Source organism: Burkholderia pyrrocinia (assembly GCF_022809715.1).
Lineage (GTDB): Bacteria > Pseudomonadota > Gammaproteobacteria > Burkholderiales > Burkholderiaceae > Burkholderia > Burkholderia pyrrocinia_C.
Genome location: NZ_CP094459.1, coordinates 2,371,661 through 2,393,933, shown reverse-complemented (window position 1 = coordinate 2,393,933; position 22,273 = coordinate 2,371,661). Strand labels below are relative to the sequence as shown.

The following is a 22,273-nucleotide window of genomic DNA, read 5'->3' as shown; positions in this document are numbered from 1 at the left end:
CCTGCATCGAGCAACGCTGAATGAAATAAAAATGAAAGCAGTGATGTAAGGCTGGGAGCACCGCGCGATCGCGCTCCGGCACGGCGTCAACCATCGCGCTCCGGCCCTCCGAAACGATGCGTTGACGTCAAAATTGCGGCGCTGCGTCGATTTCCACGACATCCCTCATCGCGCAATACAAAAAATTACTCATAAAAATCAGTCTTCTGCGCCGACGCCGAAAATCGATGCGCTGCTGCGATGCAAAAAATAATCGATCGCCTTATGCTGGTTAACCCGACTGCGCTTGAGCGACATCAAGTTTTTGTGTGATGCCGCTTTACATTTTGCCAACATTGGCGATTCACGAAATCTATCTGTCGATCTGATTTCGTTCCTTTCGTTTCGCCTGTCCCCGATGCAGTGCGCGACCTCATCAAGGCCTTGTTGACATGCATGATTTTCCCTTCCTGAGCCTGGCCATCTGGGTTCCGATCCTGTTTGGCGCGTGCGTGCTGCGCGCCGGTTCCGACCATCATCCACGCCGGACACGACTGATTGCGCTCGCCGGTGCGCTGGCGGGGCTGGTCGCCGTCGTCCCGCTGGTCGCCGGTTTCGATGCGCATTCGGCCGCGATGCAGTTCGTCGAAAGCCGCAACTGGCTGGCGGCGTTCAATTCGGGATGGCGGGTCGGCATCGACGGCGCGTCGCTGTGGCTCGTCGTGCTGACCGCATTCACGACGCTCGTGGTGGTGATCGCGTCGTGGGAGTCGGTCACGGTGCGCGTCGCGCAGTACTACGCGTCGTTCCTGATCCTGTCGGGGTTGATGGTCGGCGTGTTCGCCGCACAGGACGGGCTGCTGTTCTTCATCTTCTTCGAGGCGACGCTGATCCCGCTTTACCTGTTGATCGGCACGTGGGGGCGCGAGCGCCGCGTGTATGCGGCCGTGAAGTTCTTCTTCATCTCGTTCGCCGGCTCGCTGCTGCTGCTGATGGCGATGCTGTACCTGTACGCGCAGTCGCATACGTTCGACCTGGCCGTGTGGCGCACGCTGCAGCTCGGTTTCGCGCCGCAGTTGCTGGTATTCCTCGGCTTCTTCGCCGCGTTCGCGGTCAAGGTGCCGATGTGGCCGGTTCATACGTGGCTGAGCGACGTGTACACGGACGGCCCGACGGGCGCCGCCCTGATGCTCGCGATGCTCAAGCTCGGCGGATACGGGTTCCTGCGCTTCGCGCTGCCGATCACGCCCGACGCGAGCCATTTCTTCGCACCGGCCGTGATCGCGCTGTCGCTGTTCGCGATCGTCTATGCAAGCCTGATCGCGCTCGCGCAGACCGATCTCGGCAAGCTGCTCGCGTACTCGACGGTCGCGCACATGGGCATCGTCACGCTCGGGCTGTTCCTGTTCAACCGGATCGGCGTCGAAGGCGCGATCGTGCAGCTCGTGTCGTACGGCTTCGTCGCGGGCGCGATGCTGCTGTGCGTGAACGTGCTCGTCGATCGCACGAAGCAGCGCGAGATCGCCGCGTACGGCGGTGTGGCGGGCGTGATGCCGCGTTTCGCGACCTTCGCGCTGCTGTTCGCGATGGCCAACGTCGGCCTGCCGGGCACGTCGGGGTTCGTCGGCGAGTTCATGGTCATCATGGGCGCGATCCGTTTCAACTTCTGGATCGGCGCGATCGCGGCGCTGACGCTGATCCTCAGCGCGTCGTACACGCTGTGGATGCTCAAGCGCGTCGTGTTCGGCAAGGTCGCGAGCCAGCGGATCGCGAAGCTCGCCGACCTGAACCGTCGCGAGATCGTGATGTTCGCGTCGCTCGCGCTGGTCGTGCTGGCGGTCGGCATCGATCCGAAACCGTTTACCGACGCGATCGATCCGACCGTCGGCAAGCTGATCGACGAGGCCAGCCGTTCGAAGGTGCCGGCAGCGGACGGCCCGGTGCGGGCGCAGCCGTCGTACATGGCATCGACGCACGGCTGATCGCGGCACGCCGCGAGAGCGGGGGCGCATCGCACGGCGATGCGGTCGTTGCGCACACATCGATTGCGGTCCGGCGCATGCGGCGCCGGGCCCGCTTCCGGCTGCGTGAAATTGCCCCGCGACAATGTGTCTCACGGCAGATTTTGCAATGATGATTTGTCGCACCCACCGGTTTTTCATCGCACCCGCGCGACGTATGATTCGGCCACTTTCGTGAATCGAATGCGCATCGGGCATACGCAAAACGGATTCAATGACCCTCGGGCTGTGTGATGAAAACAAGAGCTTCAAGAGGCTGGTCGGCGCTGATGTCAATCGGCGCGGCGCTGAGCCTGTCAGGCTGTAAGTTAGATGTACTAAATCCGAAAGGAAGCGTGGGCGCTGCCGAAAAGGCGCTGATCGCGACGTCCACCTGGGCGATGCTGATCGTCGTCGTGCCGGTGATCTTGCTTACGCTGTGGTTCGCATGGCGCTACCGCGCATCGAACCGCAACGCAACGTACGCGCCGAACTGGTCGCACTCGACCGCGATCGAAGTCGTGATCTGGACGGTGCCGACGCTGATCATCCTGTTTCTCGGCGTGCTCACGTGGAAGACCACGCACGAGCTCGACCCGTACAAGCCGCTCGAGTCGTCGGTGAAGCCGATCGACGTCGAGGTCGTCGCGCTCGACTGGAAGTGGCTGTTCATCTATCCGGAACTCGGCATCGCGTCGGTGAACCAGCTCGCGATTCCGGTGGGGACGCCGGTGAATTTCCGCATCACGTCGGATTCGGTGATGAACTCGTTCTTCATTCCGCAGCTCGGCGGCCAGGTCTACGCGATGGCCGGCATGCAGACGCGCCTGCACCTGATCGCCGACGAGCCCGGCAACTACGCAGGCACGTCCGCCAACTTCAGCGGCCGCGGGTTCTCCGACATGAAATTCCGCACGCTCGCCGAGCCGCGCGAACAGTTCGATGCATGGGTGCAGAAGGTGAAGGCATCGCCGGACCGGCTCGATGCGACCGTGTACGGCACCGTCGCGCAGCCGAGCGAGAAGGCGCCCGTGCGCTACTTCTCGTCGGTCGATCCGCGGCTCTTCCACAACATCATCGCGAAATACAACGATGGCCACGTCCTTGACCTGAAGGACGCCGCCTGCGGCACGAAGGGGTAACGCATGTTCGGCAAACTCACACTATCGGCGATCCCGTTCGATCAGCCCATCATCATGGTGGCCGGCGCCTTCATGGGGCTGGCCGTGCTGGGCATTCTCGCCGCGCTGACGATCACCGGCCGGTGGAAATGGCTGTGGACGGAATGGCTGACGACAGTCGACCACAAGAAACTCGGCGTGATGTACATCATCGTCGCGCTGATCATGCTGCTGCGCGGCTTCGCCGACGCGATCATGATGCGCATGCAGCTCGCGCTCGCGTACAACGCGCCCGGCTACCTGCCGCCGCACCACTATGACCAGATCTTCACGGCACACGGCGTGATCATGATCTTTTTCATGGCGATGGTGTTCATGGTCGGCCTGATGAACCTGATCGTGCCGCTGCAGATCGGCGCGCGCGACGTCGCATTTCCGTTCATCAACTCGCTGAGCTTCTGGATGACGGCGGTCAGCGCGATCCTGATCAACATCTCGCTCGTGATCGGCGAATTCGCGCAGACGGGCTGGCTCGCGTACCCGCCGCTGTCGGAGCTGCAGTTCAGCCCGGGGGTAGGTGTCGATTACTACCTGTGGGCGCTGCAGATCTCGGGCGTCGGCACGCTGCTGACCGGCGTGAACTTCTTCGTGACGATCATCAAGATGCGCGCGCCGGGCATGACGCTGCTGAAGATGCCGGTGTTCACGTGGACCGCGCTCTGCACCAACGTGCTGATCATGGCGTCGTTCCCGATCCTGACCGCGACGCTCGCGCTGCTCGGCCTCGACCGTTACCTCGGCATGCACTTCTTCACGAACGAAGCCGGCGGCAACGCGATGCTGTACCTGAACCTGATCTGGGCGTGGGGCCATCCGGAGGTGTACATCCTGATCCTGCCGGCGTTCGGCATCTTCTCGGAGGTCATCGCGACGTTCGCGAAGAAGCCGCTGTTCGGCTACAAGACGATGGTGTACGCGACCTGCGCGATCATGGTGCTGTCGTTCCTCGTGTGGCTGCATCACTTCTTCACGATGGGCTCGGGTGCGAACGTGAACGCGTTCTTCGGCATCATGACCATGATCATCGCGATCCCGACCGGCGTGAAGGTGTTCAACTGGCTGTTTACGATGTATCGCGGCCGGATCGAATTCACGACGCCGGTGCTGTGGACGATCGGCTTCATGGTCACGTTCACGCTCGGCGGCATGACCGGCGTGATGATGGCGATCCCCGGCGCGGACTTCGTGCTGCACAACAGCCTGTTCCTGATCGCTCACTTCCATAACGTGATCATCGGCGGCGTGCTGTTCGGCTATCTCGCGGGCTTCAACTACTGGTTCCCGAAGGCGTTCGGCTTCAAGCTGAACGAGAAGCTCGGCAAGGCCGCGTTCTGGTTCTGGCAGGTCGGCTTCTACGTCGCTTTCGTGCCGCTCTACGTGCTCGGCTTCATGGGCATGACGCGGCGGCTCAACCACTACGACAACCCGGCCTGGCATCCGTGGCTGCTGGTCGCCGCGTTCGGCGCCGTGCTGATCGCGATCGGCATTGCATGCCAGCTGCTGCAACTGGTGGTCAGCATCCGCAACCGTAACCTGCCTGAGTACCGCGACACGACGGGCGACCCGTGGGGCGGCCGCACGCTGGAGTGGGCGACCTCGTCGCCGCCGGCCGACTACAACTTCGCGGTGATCCCGCAGGTGCGCACGCTCGACGCGTACGCGGACCTGAAGGCGCGCGGCGAAGGCCGGCCGAACCCGGCGTCGATCCGCGATATCCACATGCCGTCGAATACCTGCGCGGGCCTCGTGGTCGCGATATTCAGCCTGGTGCTCGGCTTCGCGCTGGTGTGGCACATCTGGTGGCTCGCGATCGCCGGGCTCGTCGGGATCGTCGCGACGCTGGTGATCTACAGCTCGCGCGATAACGACGGTTATTACATCCCCGCGTCGACGGTGCGGAAGATCGAAGACAAGCAGCCGACCAAGCGCGTGCCTGCGCGTGTCGACGACGTGGAACTGGAGGCCAACTGATGTTGCAGAAAACCTTGAGCGCAACCCTGCTCGAGCACGACGACCATCCGCCGTCGCATTCGGTGTTCGGTTTCTGGCTGTACCTGATGACCGACTGCGTGATCTTCGCGGCGCTGTTCGCGACGTTCGCGGTGCTCGGCCACCAGTTTGCGGGCGGGCCGACCGCGAAAGACCTGTTCGACATTCCGGGCGTTGCGGTGGAAACCGCCGCGCTGCTGCTGTCGAGCATCACGTACGGGTTCGCGATGCTCGCTGCCTACAAGCAGCGGCGCGGCGCGCTGCTCGCGTGGCTCGCGGTGACGTTCGTGCTCGGCGCGGCGTTTCTCGCGATGGAGCTGCGCGAGTTCTCGCACCTGATCGCGGAGGGCGCCGGCCCGCAGCGCAGCGCGTTCCTGTCGGCGTTCTTCACGCTGGTCGGCACGCACGGGCTGCACGTGACGGCCGGCCTGCTGTGGATGCTCGTGCTCGCCGGGCAGATCGTGTTCCGCGGCGGCGACCTGACCGATCGCGACCTGCGGCGCCTGACGTGCCTGAGCCTCTTCTGGCACTTCCTCGACATCGTGTGGATCTGCGTGTTTTCCTTTGTCTATCTCGCGAGCGTGATCTAAATGGCCCATTCGCATTCGTCTCAACTCGAAGAAGGGCACGGCAGTGTCGGCGGCTACGTCGCCGGCTTCGTCCTGTCGGTGCTGCTCACGGCCGCGTCGTTCGGCCTCGTGATGGGCGGCGTGCTGTCGCCGCATGCGTCGCTGATCGCGTTGGCCGTGCTGGCATTCGTGCAGATCGTCGTGCACCTCGTGTACTTCCTGCACATGAACAGCTCGTCGGGCCAGCGCTGGAACGTGATGGCATTCAGCTACACGGTGCTGACCGCGGCGATCCTGATCGTCGGCACGCTGTGGGTGATGCACAACGTCAGCATGAACATGATGTCGCGCTGAGCGGCGTCGCGGCGCAGCGGTCGATGTCCATGCGCGTTCATGAAACAAAGGCGGCACGCGAGTGCCGCCTTTTTTATTCCTGCTGCGTGGTGCGAGCCGGTCAGTGCGGGCCCGCGTCCGCCGTCAGCGCATGCGTGCAGTCCGTACGATACTCGGCGGCGAGCCGATCCTTCGCGGCGTCGAGATCGTCGGGGTAGTAGGGGCTCGCGTGCGCCGGCTCGTAGCCGACCTGTTCGAGTTCGGTCAGCTCGCGCACGAGGTCCGAGTGGGTGACTTCGTGGCCCGTGTGAACGAACGGGTAGGCGTTGCATTCCTGCGGCGTCAGGTGCGGTGCCGCGAACGCGGCGGTGCTCGCGCATGCGAGCAGCATGCAGGCGACGGTGGTCGACAGTTTCATTCGGTGGCTCCTGTGTTCGCGGCCCGATGCCGCATGACGTCAGCGTAGGCGGAGCGCACGACCGGGTGGGCGACGCATGGATGAAACATGTTTCACGCGCGTTGGCCCCGGCGCCGGATGAAGCTATTTTCATCTGGCGCCGGACGGCGATCGCGTCGTCTACGATAGTCGCGGGCGCATGGCGTGCGCCCGTCATGAAGTTCATTGTGAGGACAGGCATGCGAGTACTGACGGTCGAGGACGATGCGGTGACCGCGAACGAAATCGTCGGCGAACTGACCGCACGCGGGTTCGAGGTCGACTGGATCGACAACGGCCGCGAAGGGATGATGCGTGCGATGAGTGCATCGTACGACGCGATCACGCTCGACCGGATGCTGCCGGGCGCAGACGGTCTCGCGATCCTGACCGCGATGCGCACGGTCGGCATCGATACGCCGGTGCTGATGCTGAGCGCGCTCGGCGATGTCGACGAGCGCATCCGCGGGCTGCGCGCGGGCGGCGACGATTACCTGACGAAGCCATTCGATTCCGGCGAACTGAGCGCACGCATCGAGGTGCTGCTGCGCCGCCGGCAGGCGTCGGGTGTGCCTCAGCAGACACTGTTGAAGGTCGGTGCGCTCGAGCTCGACCTGATTTCGCGCTGCGCGCGCCGCGGCGCCGACGAGATTCCGCTGCTGCCGACCGAGTTTCGCGTGCTCGAATTCATGATGCGCAACGCGGGCCAGACGATCACGCGCACGATGCTGTTCGAGGCCGTGTGGGGCTATCACTTCGATCCCGGCACCAACCTGATCGACGTCCACATGGGCCGGCTGCGCAAGAAGATCGACCCGCCCGGCGCGAACCCGATGATCCAGACGGTGCGCGGTTCGGGCTACATGCTCGCGTAACGGAGGCACGGATGGATGCGGCCCGCGCGGCGAACTTCACACGCCGCTGGCATACGACGACGTTTCGCTGGCTGTGCGCGTATGCGGCGATCTTCTCGGTTTCGCTGCTGCTGCTCGCGGGCGTGATCAGCGTCGCCGCGACACACACGATGACGCGCGACACCGACGAGGTGCTCGCGTGGCAATTGATCTATTTCGATTCGATTCCCGATGCCCAGTTGCCGCTCGCGATCCACCGGCGACTCGAGCACGAACACTTGCATACGAGTTTCTACGGGCTGTTCGACGCGGCCGGGCGCCGCGTGGCCGGCGACATCGCGACGCTGCCCGCGCTGCGTACGGATCGCGCCGGACGCACGCTGAACCGCACGCTCGTGCTGCTCGACGGCCAGCCCGCACCGATCACGCGCGCGATGGCCGTGCGCCGCGACAACGGGATGACGCTGGTCGTCGCGCGCGACCTGTCGCATTTCATCCAGATCCGCGATGTCGCGATCCGCGGGCTCGTGATCGGCGGCGTGATGATCCTGGTCGCGGGCATCGCGGGCGGCAGCATGCTCGGCATGCGGCAGATGCGCCGCGTCGCCGCGATCCGGCGCGCCACGCGGCAGATCGCCGAGGGCGACCTCGGCAAGCGGCTGCCGGTCGGCCGCTACGACGAGCTCGACCTGCTCGCGCATCTCGTGAATCACATGCTCGACGAAGTCGAGCGACTGATGGGCGAGGTGCGTCATACCTGCGACGGCATCGCGCACGATCTGCGCACGCCGCTCGCGCGCGTGCATACGATGCTGGCGCGACTGGCCGAGCAGCCTTTTTGTGCGGACGATCCCGCGTCGGCGGCGCTGCTGGCGTCGGCGCGCGACGAGACCGACCGGCTGCTCGAGCGCTTTCGCGCGATGCTGCGCATCTCCGAGATCGGTACGCTGAGCCGGCGCGGCGGCTTTGCCGTGGTCGACGTCGCGGCATTGCTGCGCGACGTGTGCGAACTCTACGAGCCGCTCGCCGAAGCCGTCGACGTGTCGTTCGAACTCGACGCGGCACCGGTCGACGGCATTCATGGCGACCGCGCATTGCTGTTCGAGGCGTTCAGCAATCTCGCGGACAACGCCATCAAGTTCACGCCGCCGGGTGGCCGCGTGCGCGCCGTACTCCGCGCGACGCCGGGCGGCCCGCTCGTCCGGTTCGAGGACACCGGGCCCGGCATCCCGCCCGGCGAGCGCGACGCGGTGCTCGAACGCTTCTATCGCGGCGAGCATACGCGTCATGTGAAAGGCTCGGGGCTCGGGTTGAGCATCGTATCGGCGGTGATGCACGTGCACGGTTTCGCGCTGCGGATCGGCGATGCGCAGCCGGCTGGTGCGGCGATTACGGTCGAATGCTGGCCGCGCTCGCTGGCATGACGGCGCCGGGGAACGGTCGATGCGCATCCTGCTGATTGCTCAGCCGCATCCGGAGGCGGCGCGGCTCGACAAGGCATTTCGCGAGAGCACACACGGCGTCGAGCGCGTCGGGGAATGGCGCGACGGCTGCTTCGCGGCGACGCAGGACCGGTTCGATGCAATCGTGATCGTTGCGCCCGACGCGGCTGACGGCCCGGCGGTCCTCGATGCATTGCCGCGACTCGCCGGATCGGCCGCAGGCGCGACGATCGCCGCGATCGTCGCCGGTGCAACACCGACACAGCGCGCACGGATGCTGCAGGCCGGCTGCGACGTGTGCCTTGCCCATCCGTGTTCGTTCGTGGAATTGCACGAGCGTTTGCGCGCGCTGTGGCGCCGCGCAGGCGTCATCGAGATGCGCGAGTCGGTTCGGCTCGACACGGCGACGCGCGCCCTCGAAGAGGGGGGCCGGAGGCTGGCGCTCAGCGCACGGGAATTCCGTCTCGTCGAATGCCTGCTGCGCGCATCGGGGCGACCGGTCGGGCGCGATGCCGTGCTGCGTTACGCATGGGGCGATGCCGACATCGAACCCGAAACGGTCAATGCGCTGGTCGTCCGGCTGCGGCGCAAGCTGGCCGCGCACGCCTTTTCCGCGCGCATCGAAACGGTTGCGCGATTCGGGTTCAGGTTCGACTCGGGCGCATGACGGTGCGGAATCGCGCCACGTTCGTGGACGGCAGGCGTGCCGCGCGTCGCGCGGCCTGCCCGGTCGCGTGCGGTCAGTGCGAATAGAGTTCGCGATTGAGTTGCGCGAGCTGGCCGTCGCGTTCGGCATGGACGAGTTCGCGATAGACCTGCGCACGCGTCAGCGGCGTTGCCTGCGGCGTATTCCATGCAGCGTGTGGCGACGACGGTGCGGGCGTCTGCGGCGCGGTGGCCGCGTTGGGCTGCGTTGCGCCGGCCCGGCCGGGCAGCGCGACGCAGAGGGCGGAGAGGAGGATGGCGAATATCGATGTCTTCATGGCGTGGTCCTTTTCGTATGGCAGCGGCCGGTGCCGCGTGTGCGATGCCGGCCGGAAACACGTTATCGGGCGCGGACTTCCAGGCGCCCGGCGCGCCGATGAAGAAACGTTCATGAACGCGCGTCGCGCCAGCCGCCGCCGAGCGCGCGCACGAGCCCGACGGATGCCTGCAGGCGTCGCGCATCGGCATCGAGCGACGCGATCTGCGTATCGAGTTCGGTCGTCTGCGCGGTGACCACGTCGAGATAGCTGACGGCACCGTCGCGATAGCGCGACATCGCAAGCGCAAGCGAATGCCGGGCCGCGACGAGCGCCGCGTCGTCCTGGCCGGATTCGTCGCCAAGGCGGTGCAGCAGCGCGAGATCGTCCTCGACTTCACGAAACGCCTGCAGCACGATGGCCCGGTAGCGCGCACCCTGTTCGGCAAACTGCGCACGGGCTTTGCGTACGCCGGCGGCGCGCAGGCCGCCATCGAATAGCGTCATCGCGAGGCGCGGCCCGATCGACCAGATCTCGTTCGGTGCGGCGAGCCACGGCGAAAACGTGTCGCTCTGGAAGCCGGCGTCGAGGCCGAGCGACAGGTCCGGGAAATACGCGGCGCGCGCGACGCCGATCCGTGCGTTCGCGGCCGCGACGCGGCGTTCCGCGGCGGCAATGTCCGGGCGGCGTTCGAGCAGCGTCGACGCGAATCCGGTCGGAATCGACGGAACGCGCGGCAGCGCGGCGACGGGCGGCAGCGAGAACGTCGACGCGGATACGCCGACGAGCGCGGCGATCGCGTGCTCGTCGAGCGCACGGCGCGCGGCGATGTCGGACGCGCGCGCCTGTGCGAGCGCGAGCTGGGTTTGCGCACGCGAAACGTCGAGTCCCGATGCGAGGCCGCCGCGATGGCGGCTGACCGTCAGTTGCCACGCGCGGCGGTACGTGTCGATCGTTTGCGCCAGCGTATCCGCTTCGCGGTCGAGCCCCGCGAGATCGAAATAGGTGCTGGCGACGGCGGCCTGCAGGCTGAGCCGGACGGAGGCGAGGTCGTCGCCGGCCGCCTGAGCGTCGTCGCGGCCGGCCGCGACCGTGTTGCGGACCTTGCCCCACAGATCGACGTCGTAGCCGAGCCCCGCTTCGAGCGTGTTCGACTCGTAGATGTCGGGCTGGCCGCTGCCTCGCAGCGGCCGGCGCGCGGATTGCCGGTCGCGGTCGGTCTCGGCATCGATGCCCAGGGTCGGCAGCAATGCCGCATGCGCCTCGTCGAACAGCGCGGTGGCTTCGTCGTGCCGCGCGACGGCGGCGGCGAGGTCGGGGTTCGCACGCGCGACGAGCGGCTCGAGCCGGTCGAGCGTCGTGTCGCCGTATACGCGCCACCAGCCGTCGCGCGGCAGGCGGTCGGCCGGCGCGGCATCGACCCACGGGCCCGTTTCGCGAAAGGCGGCCGGAAGCGGAACGGCCGGCGCGCGATAGGCCGGCGCCAGCGAACAGCCGGCGAGCAGGGCGACGCTGCCCAGCAACCCGGCGAGCAGACGGTCAGCCATGCGCACGCTCCATCGTCGCGGCGCTCGCGATGCGCACGGGGTCGCCGTCCGCGAGCGAATCGGGCGGATTGTCGATCACGCGGTCGCGGGCTGCGAGCCCCGATGCGATCTCGACGCGCGTGCCGAGATCGGTCGCGATCGATACGTTGCGCAGCCGCGCATGCCCGCTCGCGTCGAGTACGGCGACTTGCAACCCGTCGTGGCGGAAGATCAGCGCGCTTGCGGGAATCGTCAGCGCATGCGCGGCATCGGCCACTGCGATTCGCACCTGCGCATATTCGCCCGGGAACAGCGTGCCTGCGGGGTTGGCGATCGAGAACTGCGCGAGCAGCGTGCCGGAAGCCGGATCGATCGACTGCGCGGAATCCGCGAGCGTGGCGTCGAACGTCGCGCCCGGGCGTTCGGGCACGCTCAGCGCGACGTGCATGCCCGCCCGGATCGCGCCCGCATCGTCTTGCGGCACGTGCACGTAGAGCCGCAGCCGCCGTGCGTCCGAGACGGTGAACAGTTCGGCGCCGTTGCCGCTGCCCGCGTCGATCAGTGCGCCGACATCGGTCTTGCGGGCGGTCACGACGCCGTCGAACGGCGCGGCGAGCCGCTTGAACGATTCGAGCGCCTGGAGCCGCCGCACGTTGGCGGTGCTTGCCGCGACGGCCGCGCGTTTGGCGTCGAGGTCGCTGCGTTTCTCGTCGGCCTCCTGCCGCGACACGGAATCCTGTGCGAGCATCTCGGCCCAGCGCGCGGCCGTGACGGCCGCAAGCCGCTCGTTCGCGTTCGCGCTCTGCAGGTCGGCGCGTGCCTGCTGCAGCTGCTGGTCGAGATCGGGCGTGTCGATCGACGCGAGCAACTGGCCGGCCTTGACGTGCGCGCCGATGTCGGCGTACCACGCATGCAGGTAGCCGGGCACGCGCGCGTAGATCGGTGCGTCGACATACGCATCGAGGCGGCCGGGCAGCACCAGCGCATCGGCGGCGGCCGGCTGCGGCGCGACCGTCGCGACGGTCGGGATCGCCTGCTGCGCGGTCCACGCGGCGATCGCGCGCGCGTCGTGCGCGCGTGCGACGAGGCCGGCTGCCGCGGCGGCGAGCGCGGCGATCACGCTCGCGATCGCGAGCGGCTTCAGGTAGCGCGGCGTACCGGGGGGACGGATTTCGAATTCAGTGGACATGTTGTTCTCCCGGAGTGAGGGACAGGGATTCGGAGCGGGGCGCGCGATCGCGCCGGTGGACGAGGCTGAACACGACGGGCACGAACACCAGCGTCGCGACGGTCGCGCACAGCAGGCCGCCGATGACCGCACGACCGAGCGGGGCGTTCTGTTCCCCGCCGTCGCCGAGACCGAGGGCCATCGGCGCCATGCCGATGATCATCGCGAGCGCCGTCATCATCACGGGCCGAAAGCGCGTGAAACCGGCCTCGAGCGCGGCGACGGCCGCGTCGGCGGTGTGTGCGAGCCGTTCGCGCGCGAAGGTCACGACGAGGATGCTGTTCGCGGTCGCGACACCCATGCACAGGATCGCGCCCGTCAACGCCGGGACCGACAGCGGCGTGCGTGTGACGAACAGCATCCAGACGATGCCGGCGAGCGCCGCGGGCAGTCCGCTCACGATCACGAACGCGTCTCGCCACGAGTGGAAGTTCACGACGATCAGCAGGTAGATCAGCAGGACCGCACCGGCGAGGCCGGCGAGCAGCCCGCCGAATGCGCTGTTCATCGTCTGCACCTGGCCGCGCACGGTCACGCGCGATCCCTTCGGCAGGTCGGCGGCGCTCGCCCGCAGCACGCGGTCGATGTCCGTGCTGACCGCGCCGAGATCGCGGCCCTGCGTCGTCGCGAAAATGTCGAACAGCGGCGCGATGTCGTAGTGCGACACGACCGCGTCGGTCTGGCCGCGCACGATCGTCGCGAGGCCGCCGAGCAGTTGCGGGGCGCCCGAGCGGCCCGTGACGGGCAGCGCGCGCAGGTCCGACAGCGACGTCATCCGGTACTGCGGCGTCTGCGCGACGATCGGATAGGACACGCCGTTGTGCGGATCGAGCCAGTAGGTCGGCGACACCTGGCTCGTGCCGGACAGGCTCGCCACCACGGCGTTGGTGACATCCTGCTCGGTGATGCCGAGCTGCGCGGCGCGTGCGCGGTCGACCGATACCGTGAACTGCGGATAGGTCGACGCCTGTTGCACGCGCGCGTCGGCGACGCCCGGCACCGTCCGGATGCGCCGCAGCAGCTCGGTCGCATAGGCGCGGTTGGCGGCACGGTCGGGGCCGGTCACCTGCACGTCGATCGGCGCGGGCGCGCCGAAGTTGAGGATCTGGCTCACGATGTCGGCGGGCAGGAACGAGAACGCCACGCCCGGAAACGCGTGCGGCAGCACGGTGCGCAACCGCTTCACGTAGTCGGCCGTCGGCGCGTGGTCGCCCGCGAGCGACACGAGGATGTCGCCGTCCTGCGGACCGATCGTGCCGCTGTTGCTGTACGTGAGGTTGATCCCGCTGTTCGGCAAACCCATGTTGTCGACGATGCTCGCGAGCGCGTGCGGCGGCACGACGCCGCGCACCGTGTGCTCGACGCGGTCGAACAGCGCGGCGGTCTCCTCGATGCGCGTGCCGATCGGTGCGCGCACGTGGATCGCGATTTCGCCCGCGTCGACCGACGGGAAGAAGTTGCGGCCGAGCCACGGCACCAGCACGAACGACAGCGCGACCGCGGCGAGGAACAGCATGACGAAGCGTGCGCGATGGGCGAGTGCGAGGCCGAGCACGACACGATAGCCTGCGCGCAGTGCCGCGAAGCGGCGCTCGAACCCCTGCTGGAACGCGACGAGCGGATTGCGTGCGCGCGATGGCGGGAACGGTGCGCCGTGCGGCGCGAGCACGGCCGCCGGATGCGCGGCATGCGGCCGCAACAGGTAACGGGCCATCATCGGCACGAACGTGCGGGACAGCACGAACGACGCGATCATCGCGAAGATCACGGCCTCGGCCATCGGCACGAACAGGAAGCGGGCCACGCCGTCGAGCAGCAGCATCGGCACGAACACGATGCAGATGCACAGCAGCGACACGAAGGCCGGTGCGACGATCTGCGACGCGCCGTCGAGGATCGCGCTGCGCACGTCCTTGCCCTGTTCGAGATGCCAGTTGACGTTCTCGATCGTGACGGTCGCATCGTCGACGAGAATGCCGACAGCGAGCGCGAGCCCGCCGAGCGTCATCACGTTGAGCGTCTCGCCCGCGGCGGCGAGTGCGGCGATCGCCGCCAGCACCGCGAGCGGAATGGATGCGGCGATGATCAGCGTCGAGCGCCAGCTGCCGAGGAACAGCAGGATCATCGCGGAGGTGAGCGCGGCGGCGATCAGGCCTTCGCGCGCCACGCCGCTCACGGCGCCCTTGACGAACACGGACTGGTCGCCCATCACGACGAGCCTGAGCGACGGCGGCAGCGTCGCCTCGACGCGCGGCAACTGCGCCTTGACGCCGGCGATGATGTCGAGCGTCGACGCCGAGCCGCTTTTCAGCACGCTCATCAGCACCGCGCGGCGGCCGTCGACGCGCACGATATTGCCCTGCGGCGGAAAACCGTCGCGGACGTGCGCGACGTCGCGCATGAAGATCACTGCACCGTTCACGGTCCGGATCGGCAGCGCATTGAGCTCGTCGATCGTCAGCGGGCTGTCGTTGAGCCGGATGTTGTATTCGAAGCGGCCGATCTTCTGCGTGCCGGCCGGGATGATCTGGTTCTGCTGCGCGAGCGCGGTCGCGACGTCCTGCGCGGACAGCCCCTTCGCCTGCAGCGCCTGCGGATCGAGGTCGATCTGCACCTGGCGTATCTTGCCGCCATACGGCGACGGAATCGCGACGCCCGCGACGGACAGCAGCTGCGGCCGGATCACGTTGGTCGCGTAGTCGCCGAGCTGCTGCTCGTTGAGCGTGTCGCTCGTCAGCGCGAGCTGCAGCACGGGCACGGTCGACGCGTTGTAGTTGAGGATCTGCGGCGGCGTGGTGCCGGGCGGCATCTGCTTGAGCACGGTCTGCGAGATCGACGTGACCTGTGCCGTGGCCGTGCGGATGTCGACGCTCGGCTGGAAGAAGATCTTGACGATCCCGAAGCTGCGGAACGACTGCGACTCGATGTGCGCGACGTCGTTGACCGTGGTGCCGAGCGTGCGTTCGTAATACGTGACGATGCGCCCCGACATGTCGGCCGGCTGCAGGCCCGCGTAGTTCCACACGACGCTGATGACCGGAATCCGGATGTCGGGAAAGATGTCGGTCGGCGTGCGCAGTGCCGCGAGCGGTCCTGCGATCAGGATCAGCAGCGCGAGGACGATGAAGGTGTAGGGGCGCGCGAGCGCGAGTCGGACGAGTTTCAGCATCGGCGAGGTCTCCGCCGGCGCGGGGCGCCGGCCTGTCAGCGAGGTGCCGAAGCGTGGCGGGAACCCGGTTCGGCTCGCGCAGTGTGCGTGGCGCCGCTTAACGCCGGGCGCGGACCAGGATGAAAGATGTTTTAGGAACGGTCGCGGCGAGGGCCGGCCGGCGCCGATTGTTACAAGACGTTAGCGCACGCTTCCCGTTGCGATGCCGCGCATCAGTTCTTACAAACTTGAAATATGCGGGGATGGTGCTTGCCGTTATAGTCGAATCACCACATGACACAATCAGAAGAGGAATCCATGAAGACCTTGCGTGTTGCCTCGCTCTTGACCGGTATGACGGCCTTGCTCGTGTCGGGCGCAGCAATGGCGGGCGTCAATGTCGGGATCAACGTCGGCGTGCCGGCACCGGTTTACGTCGCGCCCGCGCCCGTGTATGCGCCGCCGCCGCCGGTCATCTATCAGCCGGCGCCGGTGTATGCACCTGCGCCCGTGTATGCGCCTGCGCCGGCGATCATAATCGGCTGGCACGGCGATCGCTACTGGGACGGCCGCCGCTACTGGGGCCGCGACGAGTGGTATCGCCACCATGGCCGCGGCTGGGGCGGCGATCGCGATCGTGGTCACTGGGATCATGGCCGCCACAACGGCTGGCGCTGATCGACACGCCGCGCCCGCGTGACGCGGGCGCGGCGTCCGTTCGTGAAGAAACCGCCCGCGTGGCGGTTTTCTTTTGGCTCGAAGGATTGAATGGGTAGAATCGTCACACGTTACTACCCTCATTCGACCGACAGGGCCTCTATGACGAAGGGTTCGCCCCGGGCCGCCATCGCGCGCGTCCGCTTCGGCGCGCTGCATGCCGCACGGGCCGCCGGCCGCGTTGCCGCGGTGTTTGCGATGCAGGCGGCGTTTGCCGCGACGGCCGCGCACGCGGCCTACGCGATTGCGCAGTACGGCGAGCCGAAGTATCCGCCGGGCTTCAAGCATTTCGACTACGTCAACCCCGATGCGCCGAAGGGCGGCACGCTCGTGCTCGCGAACCCGAGCCGGCTGACGTCGTTCGACAAGTTCAATCCGTTCACGATGCGCGGCAACCCCGCGCCCGGCATCGACATGCTGTTCGAGAGCCTGGCGACGGGCAGCTCGGACGAACCGGCCTCCGCGTACGGGCTGCTTGCCGACGATATCGACATCGCGCCCGACCGCCGCTCCGTCACGTTCCACCTGAATCCTCGCGCGCGCTTCTCGAACGGCGACGCCGTCACGGCCGACGACGTCAAGTTTTCGTTCGACACGCTGAAGAGCAAGCTGGCCGCGCCGCAGTTCGGCGCGTATTTCGCTGAGATCGCGAAGGCCGTGGTCGTCGACCCGGCCACCGTGCGCTTCGAGTTCCGCAGCGCGAATCGCGAGCTGCCGCTGATCGCCGGCGGCGTGCCGGTGTTCTCGCGCAAGTGGGGATTGCGGGCGGACGGCTCGCGCATCCCGTTCGACCATCTCGCGTTCGAGCAGCCGATCGGCAGCGGCCCGTACCTGATCGAGCGCTACGACAACGGCCGCACGATCACCTACCGGCGCAACCCCGCGTACTGGGGCGCCGACCTGCCGGTGCGGGTCGGCACCCACAACTTCGAGCGGATCGTCTACAAGCTGTACGGCGACGGCGTCGCGAGGCTCGAGGCGTTCAAGGCCGGCGAATACGATGTGCTCGTCGAGTACATCGCGCGCAACTGGGCGCGACGCGACGTCGGCAAGCGTTTCGACAGCGGCGAGCTCGTCAAGCGCGAATTCCGCCAGCACAACGGCGCGGGCATGCAGGGCTTCTTCATGAACCTGCGCCGGCCGCTGTTCCGCGACGTGCGCGTGCGCCAGGCGCTCGATCTCGCATTCGACTTCGAATGGCTGAACCGGCAACTGTTCTACAGCGCCTATACGCGTCTCGACAGCTATTTCGCCGACACCGACCTGCAGGCGACCGGCACGCCGGGCGCAGGCGAGCTGAAGCTGCTGGAGCCGCTGCGCGCGCAGCTCGACCCGGCCGTGTTCGGCCCGATGGTCACGCAGCCGGACACGAACCCGCCGGGCTCGCTGCGCGCGAACCTGCTGAAGGCGCGCGCGCTGCTCGCACAGGCCGGCTGGACCTATCGCGACGGCGCACTGCGCAATGAGAAGGGCGAGCCGTTCACGTTCGAGATCCTCGACGATGCGGGCGGCGCGATGGAAGGTGTCGTGACCGCCTACCGGCGCAATCTGGCAAAGCTCGGCATCGACGCACGCTTTCGCACGGCCGACTACGCGCTGCTGCAAAAGCGCCTCGACGCGTTCGACTACGACATGACGACGGTCCGCCTGCCGGGCGTGCAGGTGCCGGGCGCCGAGCAGTTCTCGCGCTACGGCAGCAAGTTCGCCGACGAACCGGGCTCCGACAACATCATCGGGCTGAAGTCGCCGGCCGTCGACGCGCTGCTGCATGCGCTCGGCACCGCGCAGTCGCGCGACGAACTGCTCGACGCGACGCACGCGCTCGACCGCGTGCTGATGCACGGCTACTACGCGGTCCCGCAGTGGTACAGCACGACGCATCGGATCGCGTACAAGCGCACGCTCGCCTATCCGCAGACGCTGCCGCTGTACTATTCGGCCGAGGGCTGGGTCGTGTCGACCTGGTGGGCGAAGCCCGCTCACTGACCCGCGCCGGCCCTTCGTCCAACCCAGCCTACCGATCACGAGTCGACGCCCTATGTGGAGCTACATCCTCAAACGCCTGCTGCTGATGATCCCGACGCTCGTCGGCGTGCTGACCCTCACGTTCGCAGTGACCCAGTTCGTGCCGGGCGGCCCGGTCGAGCAGGCCGTGCAGGAGTTGCGCAAGGGCGCGACGGAGCAGGGCGCGGTGCCGTTCGGGATGCGTGCGCACACCGGCGTCGACGCGCAGCAGCTCGCGCAGCTCAAGGCGCTGTACGGTTTCGACAAGCCGCCGCTCGAGCGCTACTGGCTGATGCTGAAGCGCTTCGCGCGCTTCGATCTCGGCGACAGCTACTTCCGCCACCAGAGCGTGTGGTCGCTGATCGTGCAGAAGCTGCCCGTGTCGATCAGTATCGGGCTGTGGACGTTTTTCCTCACGTATCTCATATCGGTGCCGCTCGGCATCGCGAAGGCCGTGCGCAACGGTTCGCCGTTCGACGTCGCGACGAGCCTCGTCGTGCTCGTCGGCTATGCGATCCCGGGCTTCGTGCTCGGCGTGCTGCTGCTCGTGCTGTTCGGCGGCGGCTCGTTCTGGCAGCTCTTTCCGCTGCGTGGCCTCACGTCGGACAATTTCGCCGAGCTGTCGCTCGTCGGCAAGGTGCTCGACTACCTGTGGCACATCGCGCTGCCGATCACGGCGTCGGTCGTCGGCAGCTTCGCGGTCATCACGATGCTCACGAAGAATGCGTTCCTCGACCAGATCCGCCGGCAATACGTGCTGACCGCGCGCGCGAAGGGGCTCTCCGAGCGCAGCGTGCTGTGGAAGCACGTGTTCCGCAATGCGATGCTGCCGCTGATCGTCGGTTTCCCGGCCGCGTTCATCGGCGCGTTCTTCACCGGCAGCCTGCTGATCGAGACGCTGTTCTCGCTCGACGGCCTCGGGCTGCTGTCGTACGAGTCGGTGGTGCGCCGCGATTACCCGGTCGTGCTCGGCACGCTGTACCTGTTCACGCTGATCGGGCTCGCGACCAAGCTGATTTCCGACCTTTGTTATGTGTGGGTCGATCCACGCATTCAATTCGACAACCTGGAGCGCTGACATGAAACCGTCCGTCTGCATGCCCGGCGTCACCGGGCGAGGTGCGCGATGAACCGGGCCGTCGTGTCGTCCCGCATCGATGTGGCGCGCGCGCGCGTGTCGCCGTCTCCCGCGCGTCGCGTATGGCAGCGCTTCCGGCAGCAGCGCCTCGGCTACTGGAGCTTCGTGATCTTCGTCGTCGCGTTCGCCGCGAGCCTTGCGGCGCCGCTGTGGTCGAACGACAAGCCGCTCGTCGTGCGCTACGACGGCCAATACTATTTCCCGCTGTTCCATGCGTACCCGGAGACGACCTTCGGCGGCGATTTCCCGGCGCCGGCCGACTATCTCGATCCGTATGTGCGCAAGCGGCTCGAGGCGCCCGGCAACTTCGTCGTCTACCCGCCGAACCGCTATTACTACGACACGCTGAACTACTTCTCGAACGTGCCGAACCCGGCGCCGCCGTCGCGCCAGAACTGGCTCGGCACCGACGCGCAGGGGCGCGACCTGCTCGCGCGGCTCGTGTACGGGTTCCGCGTGTCGGTCGAGTTCGGGCTGATCCTGACCGTGATCGGCACGCTGCTCGGGATCGCCGCCGGCGCCGTGCAGGGCTTCTTCGGCGGACGCATCGACATCGTCGGGCAGCGGCTGATCGAGATCTGGAGTTCGCTGCCCGAGCTGTACCTGCTGATCATTTTCGCGTCGATCTTCGAGCCGAGCTTCCTGCTGCTGATCGTGCTGCTGTCGCTGTTCGGCTGGATCGGGCTGGCCGACTACGTGCGCGCGGAATTCCTGCGCAACCGCACGCAGGACTACGTGCGCGCGGCGCGCGCGATGGGGCTCACGAACTGGCAGATCATCTGGCGCCACGTGCTGCCGAACAGTCTCACGCCGGTGATCACGTTCCTGCCGTTCCGGATGAGCGGGGCGATCCTCGCGCTGACGAGCCTCGATTTCCTCGGGCTCGGCGTGCCGCCGCCGACGCCGAGCCTCGGCGAGCTGCTCGCGCAGGGCAAGGGCAACCTCGACGCATGGTGGATCTCGCTGTCGACGTTCGGCGTGCTGGTCGCGACGCTGCTGCTGCTGACCTTCATGGGCGACGCGCTGCGCAATGCGCTCGACACGCGGATCGCCGATTCGATACGCGCGGCGGGAGGCCAGCGATGAGCGAAACGGTCGTATCGAAGCACGACGAGCCGCTGCTGTCGCTCGAACGTCTGCATGTGCGCTTCGGCGACACGGTCGCGGTGGACGACGTGACGCTCGCGATCGGCCGCGGCGAGCGCGTCGCGCTGGTCGGCGAGTCGGGGTCGGGCAAGAGCGTGACCGCGCTGTCGATCCTGCGGCTGCTGAGCGACGCCGACGTGAGCGGCGCGATCCGCTTCGCGGGGCAGGATCTTGCGGCCAAGAGCGAGCGAGAGATGCGCGGGCTGCGCGGCTCGGACATCGCGATGATCTTCCAGGAGCCGATGACGGCGCTCAATCCGCTGTATACGATCGGCGTGCAGATCGGCGAGACGATCGTGCTGCACGACGGCGTATCGGCCATCGAGGCGCGCAAGCGCGCGATCGCGCTGCTCGCGCGCACGGGCATCGCGGAACCCGACAAGCGCGTCGACAGCTACCCGCACCAGTTGTCGGGCGGGCAGCGGCAGCGCGCGATGATCGCAATGGCGCTCGCGTGCCGGCCGCGGTTGTTGCTCGCCGACGAGCCGACCACCGCGCTCGATGTGACGATCCGCGCGCAGATCGTCGACCTGCTGCTGGAACTGCAGCGCGAGGAAGCGGAAAAGCGCGGGATGGCGATCCTGCTGATCACGCACGACCTGAATCTGGTGCGGCACTTCGCCGACCGCGTCGCGGTAATGGAGCAGGGCCGGCTCGTCGAGAGCGGGCCGGTCGAGCGGATCTTCGCGGAACCCGAGCATCCGTATACGCAGCGGCTGCTGAACAGCCGGCCGCAACGCACGGTCGCGCCGGTGATGCCGATCGCGCCCGTCGTGCTCGACGCGCGCCATGTGAGCGTGCAGTTCGCACGCAAGCGGCTGGGTTTCGCGGGCTGGTTCGGCACGGTGCCCGTGACGGCCGTCGCGGACGTGTCGGTGTCGGTGCGACAGGGCGAAACGCTCGGCATCGTCGGCGAATCGGGGTCCGGGAAATCGACGCTCGCGATGGCGTTGCTCGGGCTGCAGAAGACGGCCGGCGGCGAGATCGAATTCCAGGGGCGCGCGCTGTCGACCTATCGCGGCCGCGAACAGACCGCGCTGCGCTCGAACATGCAGGTCGTCTTTCAGGATCCGTTCAGTTCGCTTTCGCCGCGTCACACGATCGAACGGATCGTCGGCGAGGGGCTCGAGCTGCATCGCCCGGAAATGACGCCCGATGCGCGCCGCGCGAAGTCGCTCGCGGTGCTGCGCGAAGTCGGCCTCGACCGCACGGTATTGCACCGCTATCCGCACGAATTCTCGGGCGGGCAGCGCCAGCGGATCGCGATCGCGCGCGCGCTGGTGCTGGAGCCGCGCATCCTGATCCTCGACGAGCCGACTTCCGCGCTCGACGTGTCGATCCAGCAGCAGGTGCTGAAACTGCTCGCGAATTTGCAACAGAAATACAACCTCGGCTATGTATTCATCAGCCACGATCTGGAGGTGATCGGCGCGATGGCGCACCGCGTCGCGGTGATGCAGGACGGCGCCGTCGTCGAGTCGGGAGACGTCGCCGACATCTTCACCAGACCGTCACATCCTTACACACAAAAGCTGTTGAAAGCGGTCTGGAAAGCGTGATAGGCGTCCAATGGTCTGATCATCTCGATTGTATTTTTTAATTTGTTTTGACAAACGATTAC

General features: G+C 67.0%; 18 protein-coding genes. 13 read left to right on the top strand and 5 right to left on the bottom strand.

The genetic code is table 11. The annotated features are described in order from the left end of the window. Positions 1–431 precede the first annotated feature (431 nt). The 5 genes from MRS60_RS11120 (at position 432) to cyoD (ending at position 6,072) form a co-directional block, all read left to right on the top strand. On the top strand, positions 432–1,961 hold the full coding sequence (locus tag MRS60_RS11120; protein ID WP_034184694.1) for an NADH-quinone oxidoreductase subunit M: 1,530 nt from the start codon (positions 432–434) through the stop codon (positions 1,959–1,961). Between the two features lie 272 nt (positions 1,962–2,233). Beyond that, entirely contained in the window at positions 2,234–3,121 is an 888-nt protein-coding gene (gene cyoA / locus MRS60_RS11115; protein WP_034184695.1) for a ubiquinol oxidase subunit II, read from the top strand. Positions 3,122–3,124: 3 nt separating this feature from the next. Further along, positions 3,125–5,131, top strand: coding sequence for a cytochrome o ubiquinol oxidase subunit I (cyoB, locus tag MRS60_RS11110; RefSeq protein ID WP_034184696.1), 2,007 nt, complete (start codon positions 3,125–3,127; stop codon positions 5,129–5,131). Further along, complete coding sequence (cyoC, locus tag MRS60_RS11105; RefSeq protein WP_034184697.1) at positions 5,131–5,739, top strand: cytochrome o ubiquinol oxidase subunit III; 609 nt, start codon at positions 5,131–5,133, stop codon at positions 5,737–5,739. The genes cyoB and cyoC overlap by 1 nt, the downstream gene beginning before the upstream one ends. Continuing rightward, positions 5,740–6,072, top strand: coding sequence for a cytochrome o ubiquinol oxidase subunit IV (gene cyoD, locus MRS60_RS11100; protein ID WP_131947377.1), 333 nt, complete (start codon positions 5,740–5,742; stop codon positions 6,070–6,072). Positions 6,073–6,172: 100 nt separating this feature from the next. On the opposite strand, the gene MRS60_RS11095 is transcribed toward cyoD, so the two are convergent. Then, the gene (locus MRS60_RS11095) at positions 6,173–6,469 is read right to left on the bottom strand and encodes a DUF4148 domain-containing protein (RefSeq protein WP_243564691.1); all 297 of its coding nucleotides are present in this window, start codon (positions 6,467–6,469) and stop codon (positions 6,173–6,175) included. Positions 6,470–6,687: 218 nt separating this feature from the next. On the opposite strand from MRS60_RS11095, the gene MRS60_RS11090 reads away from it, so the two are divergent. The 3 genes from MRS60_RS11090 to MRS60_RS11080 are packed head-to-tail and all read left to right on the top strand — an operon-like array spanning position 6,688 to position 9,450. After that, positions 6,688–7,362: a response regulator transcription factor gene (locus MRS60_RS11090; protein ID WP_006483985.1), complete on the top strand. Its 675-nt coding sequence runs from the start codon at positions 6,688–6,690 to the stop codon at positions 7,360–7,362. An 11-nt stretch (positions 7,363–7,373) separates the two neighbouring features. Further along, positions 7,374–8,765 (top strand): sensor histidine kinase, encoded by a 1,392-nt coding sequence (locus MRS60_RS11085; protein ID WP_034184700.1) that lies wholly within the window; start codon positions 7,374–7,376, stop codon positions 8,763–8,765. Positions 8,766–8,784: 19 nt separating this feature from the next. After that, positions 8,785–9,450: a response regulator transcription factor gene (locus MRS60_RS11080; protein ID WP_034184701.1), complete on the top strand. Its 666-nt coding sequence runs from the start codon at positions 8,785–8,787 to the stop codon at positions 9,448–9,450. A gap of 73 nt (positions 9,451–9,523) precedes the next feature. Here the strand turns inward: MRS60_RS11080 and MRS60_RS11075 are convergent, their stop codons facing one another. The 4 genes from MRS60_RS11075 to MRS60_RS11060 form a co-directional block, all read right to left on the bottom strand. Then, entirely contained in the window at positions 9,524–9,766 is a 243-nt protein-coding gene (locus MRS60_RS11075; protein WP_243564690.1) for a DUF4148 domain-containing protein, read from the bottom strand. A 110-nt stretch (positions 9,767–9,876) separates the two neighbouring features. Further along, positions 9,877–11,292 carry an efflux transporter outer membrane subunit gene (locus tag MRS60_RS11070; protein WP_105390435.1) on the bottom strand — a complete coding sequence of 472 codons (1,416 nt, stop codon included), beginning with the start codon at positions 11,290–11,292 and terminating at the stop codon, positions 9,877–9,879. Continuing rightward, positions 11,285–12,460, bottom strand: coding sequence for an efflux RND transporter periplasmic adaptor subunit (locus MRS60_RS11065; RefSeq protein ID WP_243564689.1), 1,176 nt, complete (start codon positions 12,458–12,460; stop codon positions 11,285–11,287). Before MRS60_RS11065 ends, MRS60_RS11070 begins: the two co-directional genes overlap by 8 nt. After that, positions 12,450–15,668 (bottom strand): efflux RND transporter permease subunit, encoded by a 3,219-nt coding sequence (locus MRS60_RS11060; protein ID WP_105390437.1) that lies wholly within the window; start codon positions 15,666–15,668, stop codon positions 12,450–12,452. Before MRS60_RS11060 ends, MRS60_RS11065 begins: the two co-directional genes overlap by 11 nt. Before the next feature lie 297 nt (positions 15,669–15,965). On the opposite strand from MRS60_RS11060, the gene MRS60_RS11055 reads away from it, so the two are divergent. The 5 genes from MRS60_RS11055 to MRS60_RS11035 all read left to right on the top strand — a co-directional run bounded on the left by MRS60_RS11055 (position 15,966) and on the right by MRS60_RS11035 (position 22,211). Beyond that, complete coding sequence (locus tag MRS60_RS11055) at positions 15,966–16,325, top strand: hypothetical protein (protein WP_034184706.1); 360 nt, start codon at positions 15,966–15,968, stop codon at positions 16,323–16,325. Positions 16,326–16,466: 141 nt separating this feature from the next. Beyond that, entirely contained in the window at positions 16,467–18,350 is a 1,884-nt protein-coding gene (locus MRS60_RS11050; protein WP_034184707.1) for an extracellular solute-binding protein, read from the top strand. 52 nt (positions 18,351–18,402) lie between these two features. After that, a complete protein-coding gene (locus MRS60_RS11045) occupies positions 18,403–19,446 on the top strand; it encodes a microcin C ABC transporter permease YejB (protein WP_034184708.1) in 1,044 nt (347 codons plus the stop codon). Positions 19,447–19,494: 48 nt separating this feature from the next. Further along, positions 19,495–20,592 (top strand): ABC transporter permease, encoded by a 1,098-nt coding sequence (locus MRS60_RS11040; protein ID WP_175749911.1) that lies wholly within the window; start codon positions 19,495–19,497, stop codon positions 20,590–20,592. Next, positions 20,589–22,211: an ABC transporter ATP-binding protein gene (locus MRS60_RS11035; RefSeq protein WP_243564688.1), complete on the top strand. Its 1,623-nt coding sequence runs from the start codon at positions 20,589–20,591 to the stop codon at positions 22,209–22,211. The genes MRS60_RS11040 and MRS60_RS11035 overlap by 4 nt, the downstream gene beginning before the upstream one ends. Positions 22,212–22,273: the final 62 nt, after the last annotated feature.